Origin of the sequence: Pandoraea eparura (assembly GCF_902459725.1) — a bacterium.
Classification (GTDB): Bacteria; Pseudomonadota; Gammaproteobacteria; order Burkholderiales; family Burkholderiaceae; genus Pandoraea; species Pandoraea eparura.
On the sequence record NZ_CABPSH010000008.1, the window covers coordinates 11,602 to 30,517 of the forward strand.

General features: G+C 64.7%; 15 protein-coding genes. 11 read left to right on the forward strand and 4 right to left on the reverse strand.

The window, feature by feature from the left end:
- Window positions 1-9: 9 nt before the first annotated feature.
- Window positions 10-4,221 carry a DNA-directed RNA polymerase subunit beta' gene (gene rpoC / locus PEP31012_RS15785; RefSeq protein ID WP_150590286.1) on the forward strand — a complete coding sequence of 1,404 codons (4,212 nt, stop codon included), beginning with the start codon at window positions 10-12 and terminating at the stop codon, window positions 4,219-4,221.
- Between the two features lie 109 nt (window positions 4,222-4,330).
- On the opposite strand, the gene PEP31012_RS15790 is transcribed toward rpoC, so the two are convergent.
- Window positions 4,331-6,547, reverse strand: coding sequence for a TonB-dependent receptor family protein (locus tag PEP31012_RS15790; RefSeq protein ID WP_150590287.1), 2,217 nt, complete (start codon window positions 6,545-6,547; stop codon window positions 4,331-4,333).
- Window positions 6,548-6,896: 349 nt separating this feature from the next.
- On the opposite strand from PEP31012_RS15790, the gene hpaH reads away from it, so the two are divergent.
- The 7 genes from hpaH to PEP31012_RS15825 all read left to right on the forward strand — a co-directional run bounded on the left by hpaH (window position 6,897) and on the right by PEP31012_RS15825 (window position 14,053).
- The gene (hpaH, locus tag PEP31012_RS15795; protein WP_150590437.1) at window positions 6,897-7,700 is read left to right on the forward strand and encodes a 2-oxo-hept-4-ene-1,7-dioate hydratase; all 804 of its coding nucleotides are present in this window, start codon (window positions 6,897-6,899) and stop codon (window positions 7,698-7,700) included.
- A 66-nt stretch (window positions 7,701-7,766) separates the two neighbouring features.
- Window positions 7,767-8,552 (forward strand): 4-hydroxy-2-oxoheptanedioate aldolase, encoded by a 786-nt coding sequence (hpaI, locus tag PEP31012_RS15800; protein WP_150590288.1) that lies wholly within the window; start codon window positions 7,767-7,769, stop codon window positions 8,550-8,552.
- Between the two features lie 74 nt (window positions 8,553-8,626).
- The gene (locus PEP31012_RS15805; RefSeq protein ID WP_150590289.1) at window positions 8,627-10,102 is read left to right on the forward strand and encodes an aldehyde dehydrogenase family protein; all 1,476 of its coding nucleotides are present in this window, start codon (window positions 8,627-8,629) and stop codon (window positions 10,100-10,102) included.
- 41 nt (window positions 10,103-10,143) lie between these two features.
- Entirely contained in the window at window positions 10,144-11,007 is an 864-nt protein-coding gene (locus tag PEP31012_RS15810) for a DODA-type extradiol aromatic ring-opening family dioxygenase (RefSeq protein ID WP_150590290.1), read from the forward strand.
- Between the two features lie 12 nt (window positions 11,008-11,019).
- Window positions 11,020-11,970: a fumarylacetoacetate hydrolase family protein gene (locus PEP31012_RS15815; RefSeq protein ID WP_150590291.1), complete on the forward strand. Its 951-nt coding sequence runs from the start codon at window positions 11,020-11,022 to the stop codon at window positions 11,968-11,970.
- Between the two features lie 4 nt (window positions 11,971-11,974).
- Window positions 11,975-12,964: a 2-dehydropantoate 2-reductase gene (locus PEP31012_RS15820; protein WP_150590292.1), complete on the forward strand. Its 990-nt coding sequence runs from the start codon at window positions 11,975-11,977 to the stop codon at window positions 12,962-12,964.
- Between the two features lie 156 nt (window positions 12,965-13,120).
- Entirely contained in the window at window positions 13,121-14,053 is a 933-nt protein-coding gene (locus PEP31012_RS15825; RefSeq protein ID WP_150590293.1) for a LysR family transcriptional regulator, read from the forward strand.
- Window positions 14,054-14,194: 141 nt separating this feature from the next.
- Here PEP31012_RS15825 and PEP31012_RS15830 read toward each other — a convergent pair whose 3' ends face one another.
- Window positions 14,195-14,719 carry a hypothetical protein gene (locus PEP31012_RS15830; RefSeq protein ID WP_150590294.1) on the reverse strand — a complete coding sequence of 175 codons (525 nt, stop codon included), beginning with the start codon at window positions 14,717-14,719 and terminating at the stop codon, window positions 14,195-14,197.
- Window positions 14,720-15,372: 653 nt separating this feature from the next.
- On the opposite strand from PEP31012_RS15830, the gene PEP31012_RS15835 reads away from it, so the two are divergent.
- The gene (locus PEP31012_RS15835) at window positions 15,373-16,083 is read left to right on the forward strand and encodes a dienelactone hydrolase family protein (protein WP_150590295.1); all 711 of its coding nucleotides are present in this window, start codon (window positions 15,373-15,375) and stop codon (window positions 16,081-16,083) included.
- A 297-nt stretch (window positions 16,084-16,380) separates the two neighbouring features.
- Here PEP31012_RS15835 and PEP31012_RS15840 read toward each other — a convergent pair whose 3' ends face one another.
- Window positions 16,381-16,689, reverse strand: a complete 309-nt coding sequence (locus PEP31012_RS15840; protein WP_150590296.1) for a DUF4148 domain-containing protein — start codon at window positions 16,687-16,689, stop codon at window positions 16,381-16,383.
- 151 nt (window positions 16,690-16,840) lie between these two features.
- Here PEP31012_RS15840 and PEP31012_RS15845 point away from each other — a divergent pair, with 151 nt between their 5' ends.
- Entirely contained in the window at window positions 16,841-17,239 is a 399-nt protein-coding gene (locus PEP31012_RS15845; protein WP_150590297.1) for a CopD family protein, read from the forward strand.
- Window positions 17,240-17,361: 122 nt separating this feature from the next.
- Window positions 17,362-18,153 (forward strand): AraC family transcriptional regulator, encoded by a 792-nt coding sequence (locus PEP31012_RS15850; RefSeq protein WP_150590298.1) that lies wholly within the window; start codon window positions 17,362-17,364, stop codon window positions 18,151-18,153.
- On the opposite strand, the gene PEP31012_RS15855 is transcribed toward PEP31012_RS15850, so the two are convergent.
- On the reverse strand, window positions 18,101-18,823 hold the full coding sequence (locus tag PEP31012_RS15855) for an HAD family hydrolase (protein ID WP_150590299.1): 723 nt from the start codon (window positions 18,821-18,823) through the stop codon (window positions 18,101-18,103). The genes PEP31012_RS15850 and PEP31012_RS15855 overlap by 53 nt on opposite strands.
- Window positions 18,824-18,916 lie beyond the last annotated feature (93 nt).

Here is an 18,916-nt window from a genome sequence, read left to right on the forward strand (position 1 = left end):
GAGAAAGCAATGAAAGCTTTGCTCGATCTATTCAAGCAAGTCCAACAGGACGAACAGTTCGACGCGATCAAGATCGGTCTGGCTTCGCCGGACAAGATCCGCTCGTGGTCGTTCGGCGAAGTCAAGAAGCCGGAAACGATCAACTACCGGACGTTCAAGCCCGAGCGTGACGGCCTGTTCTGCGCAAAGATCTTCGGTCCGATCAAGGATTACGAGTGCCTTTGCGGCAAGTACAAGCGCCTGAAGCATCGCGGCGTGATCTGCGAGAAGTGCGGCGTGGAAGTCACGCTGGCGAAGGTGCGTCGCGAGCGCATGGGCCACATCGAGCTGGCCTCGCCGGTCGCGCACATCTGGTTCCTGAAGTCGCTGCCGTCGCGTCTGGGCATGGTGCTCGACATGACGCTGCGCGACATCGAACGCGTGCTGTACTTCGAAGCCTACGTGGTCCTCGAACCGGGCATGACACCGCTCAAGCGGTGCCAGATCATGACCGAGGAGGATTACTACAACAAGGTCGAGGAATACGGCGACGAATTCCGTGCCGAGATGGGCGCGGAAGGCGTGCGCGAGCTGCTGCGCTCGATCGACATCGACCAGCAGGTCGAGCATCTGCGCGCCGAGCTGCAAGCCACGGGCTCGGAAGCGAAGATCAAGAAGTACGCCAAGCGCCTGAAGGTGCTCGAGGCTTTCCAGCGTTCGGGCATCAAGCCCGAGTGGATGGTGCTCGAAGTGCTGCCGGTGCTCCCGCCCGAGCTGCGTCCGCTGGTGCCGCTCGACGGTGGCCGCTTCGCGACCTCGGACCTGAACGATCTGTATCGCCGCGTCATCAACCGTAACAACCGTCTGAAGCGTCTTCTCGAGCTGAAGGCCCCGGACATCATCGTGCGCAACGAAAAGCGCATGCTGCAGGAATCCGTGGACTCGCTGCTCGACAACGGCCGTCGCGGCAAGGCGATGACCGGTGCGAACAAGCGCCCGCTCAAGTCGCTCGCCGACATGATCAAGGGCAAGAGCGGTCGTTTCCGTCAGAACCTGCTGGGTAAGCGCGTGGACTACTCGGGCCGTTCGGTGATTACCGTGGGCCCGACGCTCAAGCTGCATCAGTGCGGTCTGCCGAAGCTGATGGCACTCGAACTCTTCAAGCCGTTCATCTTCCACAAGCTGGAAGTGTTGGGCGTGGCCACGACCATCAAGGCCGCGAAGAAGGAAGTCGAGAACCAGACGGCGGTGGTGTGGGACATCCTCGAAGATGTGATCCGCGAACACCCGATCATGCTGAACCGCGCACCGACGCTGCACCGCCTGGGTATTCAGGCGTTCGAGCCGGTGCTGATCGAAGGCAAGGCCATCCAGCTTCACCCGCTGGTTTGCGCGGCGTTCAACGCCGACTTCGACGGTGACCAGATGGCCGTTCACGTGCCGCTGTCGCTCGAAGCGCAGATGGAAGCGCGTACCCTGATGCTGGCCTCGAACAACGTGTTGTTCCCGGCCAACGGCGATCCGTCGATCGTGCCGTCGCAGGATATCGTGCTGGGTCTGTACTATGCGACCCGCGACAAGATCAACGGCCGCGGGGAAGGCCTGTCGTTCATCGACGTTTCGGAAGTGCTGCGTGCGTACGACAACAAGGAAGTCGAACTGGCTTCGCGCGTGAACGTGCGTATCACGGAGTACACGGTCGATCCGGAAACGGGCGAGAAGACGCCGAAGATCACGCTGTACCCGACCACGGTCGGCCGCGCGATCCTGTCGGAAATTCTGCCGCCGGGCCTGCCGTTCTCGGTGCTGAACAAGTCGCTCAAGAAGAAGGAAATCTCGAAGCTGATCAACACGGCGTTCCGCCGCTGCGGTCTGCGCGAGACGGTGATCTTCGTCGACAAGCTGATGCAGTCGGGCTTCCGCCTGGCAACGCGCGCCGGTATCTCGATCTGCGTCGACGACATGCTCGTGCCGACGAAGAAGGAAGAACTGATCGGCGAGGCCTCGAAGAAGGTCAAGGAGTACGACCGTCAGTACATGTCGGGTCTGGTCACGGCGCAAGAGCGTTACAACAACGTCGTGGACATCTGGGGTGCGACCGGCGACGCCGTGGGCAAGGCGATGATGGAGCAGCTCTCGAAAGAGAAGACGACCGATCGCGACGGCAACACGGTGGACCAGGAGTCGTTCAACTCGATTTACATGATGGCCGACTCCGGTGCTCGCGGTTCGAGCGCGCAGATTCGCCAGCTCGCCGGTATGCGTGGCCTGATGGCCAAGCCGGATGGCTCGATTATCGAGACGCCGATTACCGCGAACTTCCGCGAAGGCCTGAACGTGTTGCAGTACTTCATCTCGACCCACGGTGCACGTAAGGGTCTGGCCGATACGGCACTGAAGACGGCAAACTCGGGTTACCTGACGCGTCGTCTGGTCGACGTGACGCAGGATCTGGTCGTGGTCGAAGACGATTGCGGCACGAGCAACGGCGTGGCGATGAAGGCGCTGGTCGAGGGCGGTGAAGTGGTCGAAGCCCTGCGTGACCGCATCCTGGGTCGCGTGGCAGTGGCTGACGTCGTGAATCCGGAAACGCAAGAGACGGTGTACGAGGCCGGCACGCTGCTCGACGAAGACGCGGTCGAGATGATCGAAACGCTGGGCGTCGACGAAGTGCGCGTGCGCACGCCGCTGACCTGCGATACGCGCTTCGGTCTGTGCGCCGCCTGTTACGGCCGTGACTTGGGCCGCGGCTCGCGTGTGAATGTGGGCGAAGCGGTCGGTGTGATCGCCGCGCAGTCGATCGGTGAACCGGGCACGCAGCTGACGATGCGTACGTTCCACATTGGTGGTGCGGCATCGCGTGCGGCCGTGGCCTCGTCGATCGAAGCCAAGTCGAACGGTACGGTTCGCTTCTCGGCGACCATGCGTTACGTGACGAACGGTCGTGGCGAACAGATCGCCATCTCGCGTTCGGGCGAAATCCTGATCACGGACGATCATGGCCGTGAGCGCGAGCGCCACAAGGTGCCGTATGGCGCCACGCTGCTGCATCTGGACGGCGCACAGGTCAAGGCCGGTGCCCAACTGGGGACGTGGGATCCGCTGACGCGCCCGATCATTACCGAACACGGCGGTTACGCCAAGTTCGAGAACGTCGAGGAAGGTGTCACGGTGGCCAAGCAGATCGACGATGTGACGGGTCTGTCCACGCTGGTCGTGATCGATCCGAAGCGTCGTGGTCCGGCGTCGAAGAACGTGCGTCCGCAGGTCAAGCTGCTCGACGAACATGGTGTGGAAGTGAAGATCCCGGGTACCGATCACGCGGTGACGATCGGGTTCCAGGTGGGTGCACTGATTACCATCAAGGACGGTCAGCAGGTGCCGGTGGGCGAAGTGCTCGCCCGTATCCCGACCGAAGCGCAGAAGACCCGCGACATTACCGGGGGTCTGCCGCGTGTGGCCGAACTGTTCGAAGCGCGTGCACCGAAGGACGCCGGCATTCTGGCCGAAGTCACCGGTACCACGTCGTTCGGCAAGGACACGAAGGGCAAGCAGCGTCTGGTCATTACCGATCTCGACGGCAACCAGCACGAGTTCCTGATTCCGAAGGAAAAGCAGGTGCTGGTGCACGACGGCCAGGTGGTGAACAAGGGCGAAATGATCGTGGACGGCCCGGCCGATCCGCACGATATCCTGCGTCTGCAGGGTATCGAAGCGCTGGCGCGTTACATCGTCGACGAAGTGCAGGACGTGTACCGCTTGCAGGGTGTGAAGATCAACGACAAGCACATCGAGGTGATCGTTCGCCAGATGCTGCGTCGTGTGCAGATCACCGACAACGGCGATACGCGCTTCATCATCGGCGAACAGGTCGAGCGCTCGGACATGCTGTACGAGAACGACGCCATGAACGCCGCTGACAAGCGTCCGGCGCAGTACGAGAACGTGCTGTTGGGGATTACGAAGGCGTCGCTGTCGACGGATTCGTTCATCTCGGCGGCCTCGTTCCAGGAGACGACGCGCGTGTTGACCGAAGCTGCGATCATGGGCAAGAAGGACGACCTGCGTGGCCTGAAGGAAAACGTCATCGTCGGCCGTCTGATCCCGGCAGGTACGGGTCTGGCGTATCACAAGGCCCGCAAGGCCCGCGAAACGTCGGATCGCGAGCGTCACGACCAGATCGCTTTGGAAGAGGCGTTTGCGCCGATGCCGAGCTCGGTGGAAGCGCCTACGGCAGAGTAATCGGGCGGGCGGCGCGGGCGAGAGCGGGCGCCGCCAACCTGACACTGACGTCGTAATGAAAACGGCACCCTTGCGGGTGCCGTTTTTTTTGCCTGCCGATCCGTGACGCTCAGAACCCGAAGTGGCCCTGCACGTAGACCATGCGCGGCGCGCCGACCATGCGACCGGCGTTGCCGTCGACGTTGCGCGTATAGAAACGCTTGTCGAAGATGTTGTTCAGGCCCACGGTGACGTCGGCGTTCCTGTAACCGGGAATCTTGTACATCGCCTGTAGGTTCCACAGACGGAAGCCTGGCACCCTCCCATTGCTGCCGTCGGCCGATTCCGCATCCGTGTTCGCCAGGTCCGAGTACTGCGCGCTCTGGTGAGTGGTCGAGACGTTGAACGTCCACTGGCCGACCGTGTAGCGCGCCCCGAGCGTGTCGGTGACGCGTGAGTAGAACGGCACGTCGAGGCCGGCAGTGGCGCCCGACTGCTGGATCGCGCGCGTGTAAGTGAAGTTCGCGTACACGTTCAGGCCGCGCAGCACGCTGTCGCGATCGAAGGTGTAGTCGACGGCGGTCTCCATGCCGTCGTGATTCGTCGCTCCGATATTCTGGAACACGGCCGGCGTCGAGCCTGGCACCTGCAGAATCTGGTTGTCGAATCTCATCTTGAACGCCGTCAGCTCGGCTTTCCAGCGCGAGTCCGTCCAGCGTGTGCCGATTTCATACGTGCGCGCCAGCTCCGGTTGCAGCGGGTTCGAGGCCGACATCGAATTCAACTGCGTGTTCTGCACCGGCCCGAACGACGTGCTGTAGTCCGCGAAGATCGTCCACGCGCTGTTCACCAGATACGACAGGTTCACCGAGGGCAGCGGCTTGTGGTTGTCCGAGCGGAACGCGTTGCCCGTCGACTTGTCGACGCGCTGCGAATTGATGAACTCGTAACGCACGCCCGGCGTGAGTCGCCATCGGCCCCAGGCGATGCGGTCGTCGAGATAGAACGCGTTCGCGCTGGTGTAGTTGTAGAACGTCCGCGTGGCCGAGTTGCGACCGGTGGCCAGCGTCGTGGTCCAGTTGTTGTCGTCGCCGCGCTCGTGCACGTAGCGATAGCCAACGCTCACGTCGTGCGCGGTCGGGCCGGCGAACAGGCGTTGCGTGAAGCGCGGCTCGATGCCGAACGTCTGGTAGTTGCGAGGCTGGTGCGTGGTCTGCGTGCCGGCCGCGTTGATCAGCGTGCTTTGACGATAGCTCTCGTTGTAGAACGTACGGATCTCGAATTCCTGCGTCTCGGAGATCGTGTTCAGATAGCCGACGTCGAGGCCGGTGCGGTTGCCGCTCCAGTAGTCGTTGGGTCGCGTGTTCTGGAACGGGTCGGCATTGAATTGCGCGACGCTCAGGCCGCCGGGTGTCTTCGACTTCACGTCGTAATAGGAGACCTTGCCGTACACCTGCTGGCTCGACGAAATGTCGTAACGCCATTTCAGCGCGAGGTCGTTCACGCGCTCGTCGCTGCCCTTGCGCCAGTCGCGGCCGACCATACCCGAATACAGCAGCGCGAGTCCCAGGCCGTTGTCCATCTGTGTGCCGAGGAACGCGCCGTATTGGGTGTTGGCGCCGCCGCCGGTGGTGTACAGGTTCTCTCGCACGGTGGCGTCGGCGGTGAGGCCCGGTGTGCTCGGGATCGCGCGTGTCTTGAAGTTGATCACCCCGCCGACGTTCTGCGGCCCGTAGCGCACGGCGCCGCCGCTGCGCACCACGTCGATGCTCTCGATATTGAAAAGGCTGACCGGCGCAAACGACAACTGTGGCTGTCCATAAGGCGCGACGGCCATCGGAATGCCGTCGAGCAGCACGGTGGAGCGCGGTGTATAACGACCGGTAAGACCGCGCACGCCGATGTTCAGCGAGATGGCGCTGCCCGCGGTGCCCGAGTTGTCGCTCGCCTGCACGCCGGGGATGCGGCGCATGACGTCACCGATGTTCGTTGCGCCCGAGGCGTCGATCTGGTCCTTCTTCACGACCGTGCGTGCGCCGGGGAAGGTCTTCGCGCTGCTGTCGAGACCGGTTCCGAGCCAGTCGCCGGAGACGTTGACCGCGTCGAGTTCGACTTCGGCCCCGGATGTCGCGGCCGCGACGCCCATGGCGCCTGGGGTGGCTTGCTGCGCATGCGCGGTGCCCAGCGTTGCCACGAGCAGCGCGGCGGCGCTCGCCGTGACGCGCGGCAGACGGGGACTAAGGGAACGAATGGAACGAAGTGGATGACGGGACGCGCCGTGGCGGACGAGGGGCGTGCGGGCGGTGTCTGCTGCCGCGTGTATTCGGCGGCGGAGGGGCAACTTCATCTTGTCGGACCTTCTTGAGGGCGAGAGGGGGCAGACCTGAGCGCTGGCCGAAAGGCCAGACGCCGGTGTTCGATTGGCGTAATGCGCGGTAATAAAGTGATGCGAATTATAAATGCAAATCACTCTCATTTCTAATTTGTGTTGGTAATTCCGCGCACGCAGATCGGCGTCCACCGGGGTTTGATTGTCCAGTTTTGCTTATCAATGGCCCTGAATCGATTGATTGTTCCTGGCGCCGGCGGCCGCAAGAATAGGGGCCAGTGACCCGTCATGACCCATAACGATCGATAGCGATCGATAGCGACGCCCGACCCGCCGTGGGCGACGCCAAGGAGACGACCCGATGCCGATGCTCGACGCTGTGACCTGCCAGGCCCTTGCCCGTGAGCTGCACGATGCCGAACGCAGCCGCACACCCGTCAGGCAGTTCTCCCGCCGCTATCCCGAGATGACGATCGCCGACAGCTATGCGATTGCGCAGGCGTGGCTTGCGCTGAAGTTCGCCGAAGGCCGTCGCGTGGTCGGCCATAAGATCGGATTGACGTCGCGCGCCATGCAAGTCGCCGCCCAAATCACGGAACCCGATCACGGCACGCTGCTCGACGACATGCTCGTGGCCGATGGTGCGACGCTCGACGCCTCGCGGTTCATCGTGCCGCGTCTCGAAGTGGAGCTGGCGTTCATTCTGGCCAAACCGCTCAAGGGGCCCGGGCTCACCTTGTTCGACGTGCTCGACGCCACCGCATGGGTGACGCCCGCGCTCGAATTGATCGATGGTCGCATCGAGCTGTTCGACCGCGAGACGAAAGCCCCGCGCCAGGTCGTCGACACGGTTGCCGACAACGCGGCGAATGCGGCGGTGATTCTCGGCGGGCGCCCCGTGAGGCCGGACGCCATCGATTTGCGCTGGACGGGCGCGCTGCTCTATCGCAATGGCGTGATCGAAGAATCGGGCCTGAGTGCCGCGGTACTCAACCATCCCGGCAATGGCATTGCGTGGCTGGCCAACAAGCTGGGCGCCTTCGACGAAGGACTGCAAGCGGGCGAGATCGTGCTGGCCGGGTCGTTCACGCGACCGGTGGCCTGTGCGGCGGGCGACGTGTTTCACGCCGACTACGGCCCGCTCGGCGCCATCGGCGTGCGCTTCGTCTGACGGGGCGGATGGCCAACCATTGCCCCGACTTGCCCCGTGTATGCGCACCTCAATGGAGTCGATGTCATGAAAACACCCTCTAATGCCTTCAAACAAGCGCTGGCCCAAGGCGAGCGCCAGATCGGCCTGTGGCTGGGGCTCGCCACGCCGTATGCCGCCGAGTTGTGCGCCGGCACTGGGTTCGACTGGCTGGTAATCGACGGCGAGCACGCACCCAACGATTTGCGCACGATGCTCGCGACGCTGCAGGCGGTGGCGCCGTACCCGACGCACCCTGTGGTGCGGTTGCCGCATGGGGACGCTGTGCTCATCAAGCAGGTACTGGAAATCGGGGCGACGACGCTGCTGGTGCCGATGGTCGAGTCCGCCGAGATGGCGCGCGCGCTTGTCAGCGCCACGCGCTATCCGCCGCACGGCACGCGCGGCGTCGGCAGCGGATTGGCACGGTCTTCACGGTGGAACGCCTACGACGAGTATCTGCACGCGGCGAACGCGACGACTTGCCTGCTCGTGCAGGTGGAGACGGCCGATGCGCTCGCGCAGGTCGACGACATTGCCGCCGTCGATGGCGTCGACGGCGTGTTCATCGGTCCGGCCGATCTTGCGGCATCGATGGGGCATCTGGGACACACGACGCATCACGACGTGCGTCTGGCGATCGGCGACGGCATCGCCCGGATCCGTCGTGCGGGCAAGGCGGCTGGGATCCTTTGCACCGACGAGGCGCTGGCCCGTCACTACCTCGACCTCGGCGTGACCTTCATGGCGGTGGGCATCGACACCACGCTGCTCGCGAACGCGAGCCGTGCGCTCGCCGCGAAATTTTCCACCATCGACGATGGAGAGCGCTGAACGGTTCACCGGACCTCGGACGCGCTGCCCAACCGTTCCCCTAACCGCGCCACAACCCTTTTCTGAGACCTGGCATGAGTGCTCCCCGTTTTGACGTCGCCGGCGTGTCCGTTTCGCCGGATCACTATATCGACGGCCGTCGCGTGGCATCCGATGACACGTTCGCGTGCGTCTCGCCTATCGATCAGACGCCGCTGGGGGACATCGCCAGCGGCAGTGCAGCGCACACCGATGCCGCGGTGACATCGGCGGCACGGGCATTCTCCGCGTGGGCGGCGCTTGGTGCGCCGGGGCGCCTGCCATATCTCCAGCGATTTGCCGACGCCATCGGGCGTCGTGCCGAGGCGTTCGCCGTCTTGGAGAGCGTCGATGCCGGGGTGCTGCGCTCACGCATGGCGCATGGCGTGGTCCCGCGCGCCATGCAGAACATCACCTGGTTCGCCGAGCACGCCATGACGTTGCAGGACCGTGTGATCGAGACGCCGCAGGCGCGCCATCTCGTGCGTCACGATCCGGCGGGCGTCGTCGCGGTGATCACACCGTGGAACGCGCCGCTGATGCTCGCGACCTGGAAGATCGGACCGGCCCTGGCGTCGGGCAACACGGTGGTGCTCAAGGCGCCGGAGTGGGCACCGCTCACGTCGTCGTTGCTCGCGGACTGTGCCCATGAGGCCGGGTTGCCGCCGGGCGTGTTTCAACTGCTGCAAGGCCCGGGGAACGTGACAGGGGCGGCGCTCGTGAGCGACGCGCGGCTTGCGCGCATCTCGTTCACCGGCTCGGTCGCGACCGCCAAGTGGATCGCCACGACGGCGGCGGCCAATCTCGTACCGTGCAGTCTGGAGCTGGGCGGCAAGTCAGCCTTCATCGTGCTGGCGGATGCCGATCTCGACGCTGCTGCCGCGACCGCCGGGCTGATGTATCGCAACGCCGGGCAGGTGTGTCTGGCGGGCACGCGCCTGCTCGTGCATGCCGACGTGGTGCGCGCGTTCACCGACAAGCTGCGCGCACAGGTCGAGCGTCTGGTTGTGGGGGATCCGCGCGACGGGGCGACCGAGATCGGTCCGATCATCCACTTGCGGCAACTCGAGCGCGTGCAGGGCTTCGTCGACCGGGCTGTGGCGGGAGGCGCGCGCGTGGTGTGGGGCGGCACGCGGCATCCGTTTGGCGCGCAGTACTTCGCGCCGACGCTGCTCACCGACCTGCGTCAGCACGACGAGATCGTGCAGCAGGAAGTCTTCGGCCCGGTACTCACGCTGCAAACGTTCGTCGGTGATGACGAGGTCGTCGAGTTGGCCAATGGCACGGATTATGGCCTTGGGGGCGTCTGTTACGGCGACGAGGCGCATGCCATCGCCGTGGCGCAGCGCGTTCGCACGGGCTTTCTCTGGATCAACAGTTTCGGCATTCGCGATCTGGCGGCGCCCTTCGGCGGCATCAAGCGCTCGGGCATCGGACGCGAAGGCGGCGACTGGAGCTTTGAATTCTTTTGCGACGTGAAGGATGTCATCGTGCCCAAACAGCCGTTCAAGGCCAGCTTCAGTCATCGCTGAAACGCGAGCGCGGCATCACAACGAGAGAACAGGAGAGCCCTATGGGACAGATCGTCGGCGCGGCGCTGGTGTCGCATCACCCCGGCCTGATGCAGTGTGAGGAATTCCGCGTGCTGCAGGGCGCGGGCAGCGATTCGGACTTGATACCCGGTTACGCCCGGGTGCGTGAGCGTATCGTGGCGGCGTGTCCGGACGTCATCGTGATCTTCGACTCGCACTGGTTCACCACCGGCTATCACCTGATCGACGGCGGCGCGCATTATTCGGGCATGTATGTCTCCGATGAAATGCCGTGGTATCTGCACGGCGTGCCGTACGACTACCGAGGCCATCCGGAGCTCGCGCTGAGCGTCGAAGCCGTGGCACGCGAGCGCGGCGTGCGCGCCCGGGCCGTGTTGCACCCCGACCTGCCGCGCCATTACCCGACGATCAACGTCATCAAGCAGATGCGGCTCGATGCGTGGCCGATCGTGACCGTCAGCTCGTGTCAGAACTGCGAGACGCCGCACTTCCTGCAATCGGGCGAGGTGATCGGCGAGGCGATTCGCCGCAGTTCGTTGCGTGTGGTGATGCTGGCATCCGGTGCGTTGAGTCACCGGTTCAACGGCATCGACTGGCAGCCCAATCATCCGCGCATCTTTCACGAGAGCAATGTGTCGCGCCCCGAGAATATCGAGAGCGACAAGCGCGCCATCGAAGCGTTTCGGGAGGGGCGTCACGACCGGATCCTGGCGAACTGGGACGAGGACTATCGCAAGCGTCCGTGGGAGGCGCACGGCGCACACTATCTGCAGATGGTCGGGGCGCTGGGCGGTGCGGCCAGCCGTCATCCAGGCACGGTGCTGTCCGACTACGAGAACGCGCGCGGCACCGGCAACGTACATATCTGGTTCGATACGATCTGACGGAGCGAGACCATGGACTTCGAGTTTCCGCTGCGCGAATTGCCCGCCGTGATGCGCGGCCCGCGCGTCGAGCGTCGCCGCGTCTTGCTCGGCGGCAGCGCGTTCTGGGGCACGATCGTCGAGGAAGGGGGCGAGCGCGGGCGGCTGCGACTCGACGACGGGCGCACGGTCGATTCGCAGACGGTGGCGCACCTGCCGCCGGTGGACCCGTCAAAGATCATCGCCGTGCATATCTCCTATCGCTCGCGTAGCATGGAGACGCGCAACCGACCCAAGCCGACCGACACGCCGACGTACTTCACGAAGCCGCCGACCTCACTCAATGGTCACGATGGCCAGATCCTCAAGCCGGCGGATTGCCGCTATCTGAACTACGAGGGCGAGTATGCGGTGGTGATCGGGCGCACGTGCCGCAATGTGCTGCCTGACGAGGCGTGGGATTACATCGAGGGGTTCTGCCCGGCGCTGGACATGGGGTTGCAGGACTTTCGCGACACGGATCAGGGATCGATGCTGCGGGTGAAGGGCGCCGACACGCTGTTGCCGATCGGGCCGGGCATTGTGCGCGGCGTGAATCTGTTCGAGCAGACGTTGCGTACCTATCGAAATGGGCGAATCGTGCAGGAAGCGCATATCGGTGACGAGACGATCTGGGGCCCGCACTATGTAATCGCGGACATCGCCCGGCATATCACGCTGATGCCGGGCGACGTGATCCTGATGGGCACGCCCTGCCATTCGCGCTCCGTGGACGTTGGGGATCGCGTGGCGTGCGAGATCACCGGGCTCGGGCGCCTTGCCGGGCAGGTCGTGGGCATCGACGCGCCGCGTGCGGCGGCGCTGGGGGTGGGACACGCGCCGGGCGACAGTCCCGAAGTGCGCCGTGTGGCGCTGGGGTTTGATGAACGGGTGCCGGCGCGATTCAAGGAAAACTATCGCCTCGCGGCGCAACGACAGGAGTGAAGGGATGAAGGTGACGATCATTGGCGCGGGCGCCATTGGTGGCTTGATCGGGTTGCGACTGGCGGCGGCGGGCGAGGCGCAGGTGAGCGCACTGGCGCGCGGTGCGACGCTGGCGGCGCTGCGTGAGCACGGCTGGCGAGTGAAGCAGGGCGAGACGTTGGCGGCGGCGCCCGTGGCCGCTGCGCATCCGTTGGAGGACGCGGTCCAGCTCGGTGTACAGGATCTGGTCGTCATCGCGGTGAAGGGGCCGGCGCTCACGCAGGTCGCGCCGGCCGTCGCGTCGTTGCTCGGGCCGCAAACGCTGGTATTGCCCGCGATGAACGGCGTACCGTGGTGGTTCTGCAAGGGCGTGACGCCGTTTGGCGACGATGCGCTGACGAGCGTCGATCCGCAGGGCGCAATCGGCGAGGCGATACCGCTGGCGAACGTGATCGGTTGCGTGGTGCATGCGAGTGCGGCGACAGCGGCGCCGGGGCTGGTCGATCACAGGATGGGCCAGGGGCTCATCATCGGCGAGCCGGGCGGCGGAGTGAGCGAGCGCGTGCAGCGGCTCGCGGGGTTGCTGACGCGGGCAGGTTTCGAGGTCAAGGCGTCGCAAGATGTGCGCCTCGACATCTGGTACAAGCTGTGGGGCAACCTGACGATGAACCCAGTGTCGGCGATCACGGGCGCGACCATCGACCGGCTGCTGGACGACCCGCTCGTGCGCGGGTTTTGCTCGGCGGCGATGCGTGAGGCGGCGGCGATCGGCGCGAAGATCGGCTGCGCGATCGAGCAGTCGCCCGAGGACCGGCACGCGGTGACGGCGAAGCTGGGGGCGTTCAAGACGTCGATGCTGCAGGACGTGGAGGCGCACCGCCCCATCGAACTCGACGCGCTGGTGAGCGTGGTGCGCGAGATCGGTCAGCGCGTATCGGTAGCCACGCCGAACATCGACGCATTGCTCGGGTTGACGCGGTTGTTTGGGCGGGTACATGGCCTGTATCCGCAGTAATCCGCGCATCGGGGCAGGTGCCGGCGTTCGGTCGCGTTGGCGGTGCTGGCCATTATCGGCGAGGACGTTTGAACGTCGATGGTGAGCGACGCGCCGTTACGGGACAATCCATCGACTCCGGTCCCTTCGCAAGCGACACTTGATCATCGACACGACATGCCCCTGACCCGCGTCACGCTACGCCAGTTCGAAGCGCTGGTGGCCATTGCCGAATTGCACAGCTTCGCCGAGGCGGGCAATCGTCTTGGGCTCACCTCGTCGGCCGTGAGCCAACTCATTGCCGAACTCGAATCCGTCCTCGGCTTTCGACTGTTCGACCGCACGACCCGGCGCGTGGCGCTCTCCAGCGCGGGGCGCGATTTCCTCGCGTCGGCGGAATCGGTGATTCGACATGTGCAGGCGGCGGAGAAGACGGCGGACGACGTGCTCAACCGCGCGGCGGGCATCGTTCGTGTCGGTGCGCCGCTGGTGCTCGCGAGCCTGGCGCTGCCCGCGGCCATCCGCGCTTACGCCGACCTGCGGCCCAAGGTCGTGGTGCGTGTGGTCGATACGCCCGTCGATGCGCTCGTCGATCATGTGGCCAACGGTGATCTCGATCTGGCGATCGGCCCCAATCGCTCGACGGGCGCACATGTCGCCGGGACGCCGGCGTTCGACAGTCCATGGGTGTTGTGGTGTGCGCCGGATCACGCGCTCGCACGTCGTCGCCGAGTGCGCTGGGCGGACCTGCGCGATACGCCGCTCGTGGCCGCGGGACGCGATCACGAACGCAGCGTCGCGCAGATGCGCCTGTCCGCACCCCCCGACGCGCGCATTACGCCCATCGATGTGGTTGATAACGTGACGACCGCGCTTGGCGTCGCGTCGCAAGGGCTGGCCGCCACCCTGACGCCCGGCTACGTGGCGGCGCTCGCGCCGCCGTTCGGCCTGGTGATGCGGCGTGTCGTCTCGCCCGAGACGATTCGTCAGGTCTGTGTGTATCGGCCGCTCTCGCGCGCGGCCTCGCCGGCCGCCGAGGGTTTCGCGCAGTTCTTGCTGACGTGGCTGCCGCAATGGAATGAGAGGGTCATGGCGGCGTCACGGGATTGAGGCGGTCGCCATCGCGCGCGCTGATCATCGTGACCGTCTGATGGGCGGGCGTGTCACGATTCCGGTGCCTGGGATATCGATAAGTACACCAAAGTCATTGCTGCAGCATGACCAAGGTGTACGGTGGCGATATGGGACCGATCAGCGGCGCTTGGCGTCAGGCGACGACGACGGCGGCGATGGCGATGGCGATGGCGGTGCTAGCGCGGCGAGATCCTCGCGCAACTGCGCACGCAGCGTCGCAATGGCTGCCGTGGTGTCGGCGGGTTTCAACGCTTCGCGCGCGATGGCGTTGCTCAGATGGTGCCGTAGCATCGGGTCGCGCGTTTGCGAGAGCGTCTCGCGGTAGAACGGCAAGACGTTCTCGGGATGACCGCCAACGCGGTACCAATGCGCGATTTCCTCGATGGTGCGAATGGCTGCAAAGGCGGGGGCGGCCCCACCTCGCAGACTCGGGCCACCGACGTGTGGTGCCATGCCAGGCGGCGGTGGCGGCATGTCGCCAGCGTCGCGCATGCCGTGGCCATTGCACCTGTCGGCCATCGGCGGTGCGCTCTGCGCCCGGACTGTGGCCGGCAGCGTATCGGCCGTGGCAACGCCGGTGGCTGTCAATGCCAGCGAAAGCGCAACGGCGCTGATGGTCTGGCGCAATGTGATCTTTATCATATGGACTCCGTATTAAACACGTTCGCAACAATGTCGAACGCCTGTGGCAAGCGTAACGCGCATCCGCCGATCGGCTTGGGGACGGTAACGACATGTAAGGGGCGTCACGAGGGGATGGGGTGACGTGTCGACGTAGCGGAAAAGCAACGAAGTGATGAAGTGTCGACGTGTCGACGTGACGACGCGGCGAAACGAGGATGCGATCGAATGACCGAATGGCCGAATGGCTGTGTGGCGGGGGACGGAGTGATGGAGTGATGGAGTGACGGAGTGATGGAGTGATGGAGTGATGGAGTGATGGAGTGATGGAGTGATGGAGCGACGACGGGGTGGCGGGATGATGCAACGAAGCTACGAAGCCAGGGTGGGCTAAACGCGGGCCGACGGTTCGGGTTCGGTCGTCGAAACGCCGCGTCGCGCTGCGCGTGAGATGGCTGGGGAACGGGCGGCGCAATGTGCCGACGTATGTCCCTGGTGCTGCCGCACCGCCTTGTGCGGCGGGCGTCGCCGCGCGCTGTGAGCGAGCGCAAAAGTGCCTATACTGATCCGGCCTGACTGCGCGCGGTCGCGTGCTTGTGACGTACCCGATCCCGTGGGGGCTCAGTCGTTGCCGTGCGCAGGCATTCCCCCCTTTCTTTGATGGAGCAACTTCCGTGTCGAACAGTCAATGGATCCGTGTCGAAACCGTGGACGGCGCCTTCGATGCCTACCTGGCATTGCCGCCGTCGGGGCAGACCGCAAACGCGCCGGGCATTGTGCTGGTGCAGGAAATCTTCGGCGTGAACGAACACATTCGTGGCGTGGCCGATCAATATGCGATGGACGGTTATGTCGTGCTCGCGCCGGACATCTTCTGGCGCGCCGCTCCGCGCGTCGAACTCGGCTACTCGGGCGACGATTGGGCGCGTGCGATGGAGCTGCGCCAGTCGGTCGACATCGAGAAGGCTGTGGCGGATATCGCAGCGACGGCCAAGGCGCTGCGCGGCAAGCTTGATGGCGGTGCGAAGATCGCCGCCGTCGGCTACTGCTTCGGCGGACTGCTGTCGTACCTGAGTGCCGCGCGCGGGCTGGTCGACGCCGCTGTGCCGTATTACGGTGGCGGCATTCACAATTATCTGGGTGAAGCGGCCCAACTGAACGTGCCGGTGCAGTTCCACTACGGCGCGCTCGATAGCCACATCACGCCGGATATCGTGACGTCGGTGACCGAAGCGGTGAAGTCGCGTCCGAATACCGAAGTGTTCGTGTATCCGGGTGCCGATCACGGTTTCAACTGCTGGGCGCGCGCGTCGTACCATCAGCCGTCGGCGGCGCTCGCCCATGGCCGTGCGCTCGCGTTTCTCGCGAAGTCGCTGGCGAAGTAAGCGTCGTGCGTCGTTCCGGCAACGACAAGAAGCCCGCTTCGGCGGGCTTCGTCGTTTTCTGTCGCGGGGTCGCAGGCTCGCGGACGTCGCCAGTGCGTTGTACGTCCGCTAAAAAAGCCCGTCGCCGGAGCGACGGGCAAAGTCCTGTGCGTCGAACCACTACGCACAGCGACAGGAGTCTGAGGTCGTGACCGACCGGAGATCACAGTGAGCCAGCCGAAGCCGGCGCGTCGTTATGCGCAGAACGCGCGCCGCGCCGCAGCCCTGCTTGAGAGGTCCGCAGCGCGGCGAGTTACATCAGGAGCCGAAATAGGTCGTGCCGGCACGTTGCAGCCCACCGACCGAACCCATCGTGATCGGGGCGTTGGCTGCCGCCGGTTGGGCGCTCGGCGCTGCCTTCGGGTACACGGCGTCGTGTTGAACCACAAGCCCGGCTTGTTGGGCCTGGACCAGTTCCTGACGCACCTGAGCGCGGCTCAGGACGCTGGTCTGCGGCACCCACGAGAATTCCGACGGGCCGTCGAAGGCGTCGCTGGCGAAAGCCGAACCGGCCGAGAGGGCCAGCATTGCGGAAACCAGAGCCGAGGCAATAAGCGTGCGTTGCATGATGTTTTCTCCTGTCTTTTGAAAGAGGCGATGTGCTATTCATCGTCGACAGTTGAAGTGTATTGCTGCGTCATTTGGCGATAAAGGCGAGTTAGCGCAATCAACTATTGCTTGATTGGAAATAATAAATCGAAGCCCCAAGGAGACCCCGATGCTCTATCTGTGGATCAAGGTCACCCATCTGATTGCGGTGATCACGTTTATCGCCGGGTTGGTGACGATGGCGTTGGGCGGACGTCTGACGCAGCCCGAGTGGCGACGCGTCGCGCGGCGAGCGGATTACGGACTGGCGTCGCCCGCGCTGATCGTGGTCTGGATTACCGGTCCGGCACTGGCCTTCATGGCGCACTGGTGGAGTGCGCCGTGGTTCATGGCCAAGCTGGTCCTGGTGGTGATCCTCTCGGGATTGCACGGCCGCATGTCCGCCACGCTCAGGCGGCTCGAACGCGACGGCGCCACGACGTCCTCGGCGCTTTTTCGGCGCGCGCTTCCCGTCGCGCTGCTCTCGATGGCGGGCGTCGTCTCGCTCGTGATCGTCAAGCCCTTTTGATGCGTGTGGGCTTTGCGCCGCCGCACCCGGGGATTCGGCTTGGTGGGCGGGGATGCCCAGTGTTACGCTGGCGAGATCGCCAAAAAGCGACCCAAATTACGCCTTTGAAAGGCCTGGTGCCGATGCCGATCACAACTGGGGTACCGCTGACATTTCAGGGGCAAGACCGCCCCGTCGGCGCGTTGGCGAAAGATTACCCGGATGGCTTCGTCGTGCCCCCGCACAGCCACCGGCGCGCGCAACTGATGTATGCGAGTGCCGGCATTCTTGAGGTGCGCACCGATACGTCGTTCTGGGTGATACCGCCGCAACGCGCGCTCTGGATTCCGGGGGAAGTCACGCATGAAGTGCGCATGCGTGGCCGCGTCGAGATGCGCACGGTCTACGTCGACGTGGCGCGATGCGAGCTCACGGCGCCCGCCGCGCCCGTCGTCATCGGCGTGTCCGCGCTGTTGCGCGAACTGATTCTGCGTGCGATGTCGCTGCCCGCCGATTGGTCGCCCGACGGCAAGGACGCGCTCGTCATGGCGCTCTTGCTCGAGGAAGTGGAATGGAAGAGCGAGTCGCCGCTGCATTTGCAGGTGCCGCGCGACGCGCGTCTGCGCAAGATCTTCGACATCTACCTGAACACACCGGCGGATCCTCGCAGCCTGCAGGACTGGGCGCTCGACGTCGGCGCATCGAGCCGCACGCTGGAGCGGCGCTTCATGACGGAGTTCGGCTTGCCGTTTCGGGAGTGGCGTCAGCACATGCGCCTGCTGGGCGCGTTGCCGATGTTGGGGGCGGGGCAGCCCATCACGCAGGTGGCGCTCGAAGTCGGTTACGACACCCCGAGCGCATTTTCCACGATGTTCCGTCGCTTCATGGGCGTGACGCCAAGCGAATACCTGACGCGCGTGCGCGGCCCGGCGTGAGCCAGTGCATCGCGTCCCACATGTCGTCGTAGACGGGCACGCCTTCGGCGTAAAGCGGCGAGCGCGAGCGCCGTGAGCCGATCCCGACGAAATCGATGCCGAGACGACGCGCCACTTTCAGATCCCACATGCCATCGCCGATCGAGACGATCGCGCGCGGATGCGTGATGCCATAGCCGGCCTGCGCCCGCTTGATGGCCTCGGCGACGAGCTGTTCGCGCGAACTGTACTCGGAGGATGTGATGAGCATCGCGTCGGTGTATTCGATGGCCACGGCACGCAGCTTCCGGTGGCTGACCTGCCGGATGCCACCCGTGGCGAACACCACGCCCCAGCGCGAGCGGTGTGCCGCGTCGACAAAGGCTCGGGCGCCAGGGATCTCGGCCAGGCCGTGCGCGTTGAGCAAGGCGGTGAAGCGCTCGTCGATCTCGTGCTCGAAGCGCGCCAGGTCGTGCGGCTGCGGCAGCGCGCGTCCGTGCGAGGCGTGGGCATGAATCAGAATGCCGGTGTCGGTGTGATGCGGGTAACTGCCCCAGTCGGTGTTCAGGTCTTCAAAGGCCAGCGAGGTCATGGCGCCGAGCAACGCTCGCTGGTGAATTCGCGCCGAATCGGTCAGGGTGCCGTCGACATCGAGCACCAGGATGCTGTCTTTTTCGAAACTTGCCTGCATGGCGGATAGTGGGCTCGCGTCAGGGCAGGAGGGCTCGCTGCCTAAACCCCAGAGTGTACGAATTCGCCCTCCCGGGAAAAACGCGCCGGATGA

Excerpts from the sequence above, each read along its gene's own strand:
- PEP31012_RS15855 (WP_150590299.1), bottom strand. The coding sequence starts at position 18,823 with ATGCAGGCAAGTTTCGAAAAAGACAGCATCCTGGTGCTCGATGTCGAC.
- PEP31012_RS15810 (WP_150590290.1), top strand. The coding sequence starts at position 10,144 with ATGGGACAGATCGTCGGCGCGGCGCTGGTGTCGCATCACCCCGGCCTG.
- PEP31012_RS15850 (WP_150590298.1), top strand. The coding sequence starts at position 17,362 with ATGCCGATCACAACTGGGGTACCGCTGACATTTCAGGGGCAAGACCGC.
- PEP31012_RS15825 (WP_150590293.1), top strand. The coding sequence starts at position 13,121 with ATGCCCCTGACCCGCGTCACGCTACGCCAGTTCGAAGCGCTGGTGGCC.
- PEP31012_RS15845 (WP_150590297.1), top strand. The coding sequence starts at position 16,841 with ATGCTCTATCTGTGGATCAAGGTCACCCATCTGATTGCGGTGATCACG.
- PEP31012_RS15805 (WP_150590289.1), top strand. The coding sequence starts at position 8,627 with ATGAGTGCTCCCCGTTTTGACGTCGCCGGCGTGTCCGTTTCGCCGGAT.
- rpoC (WP_150590286.1), top strand. The coding sequence starts at position 10 with ATGAAAGCTTTGCTCGATCTATTCAAGCAAGTCCAACAGGACGAACAG.
- PEP31012_RS15820 (WP_150590292.1), top strand. The coding sequence starts at position 11,975 with ATGAAGGTGACGATCATTGGCGCGGGCGCCATTGGTGGCTTGATCGGG.
- PEP31012_RS15830 (WP_150590294.1), bottom strand. The coding sequence starts at position 14,719 with ATGATAAAGATCACATTGCGCCAGACCATCAGCGCCGTTGCGCTTTCG.
- hpaI (WP_150590288.1), top strand. The coding sequence starts at position 7,767 with ATGAAAACACCCTCTAATGCCTTCAAACAAGCGCTGGCCCAAGGCGAG.
- hpaH (WP_150590437.1), top strand. The coding sequence starts at position 6,897 with ATGCTCGACGCTGTGACCTGCCAGGCCCTTGCCCGTGAGCTGCACGAT.
- PEP31012_RS15790 (WP_150590287.1), bottom strand. The coding sequence starts at position 6,547 with ATGAAGTTGCCCCTCCGCCGCCGAATACACGCGGCAGCAGACACCGCC.
- PEP31012_RS15840 (WP_150590296.1), bottom strand. The coding sequence starts at position 16,689 with ATGCAACGCACGCTTATTGCCTCGGCTCTGGTTTCCGCAATGCTGGCC.
- PEP31012_RS15815 (WP_150590291.1), top strand. The coding sequence starts at position 11,020 with ATGGACTTCGAGTTTCCGCTGCGCGAATTGCCCGCCGTGATGCGCGGC.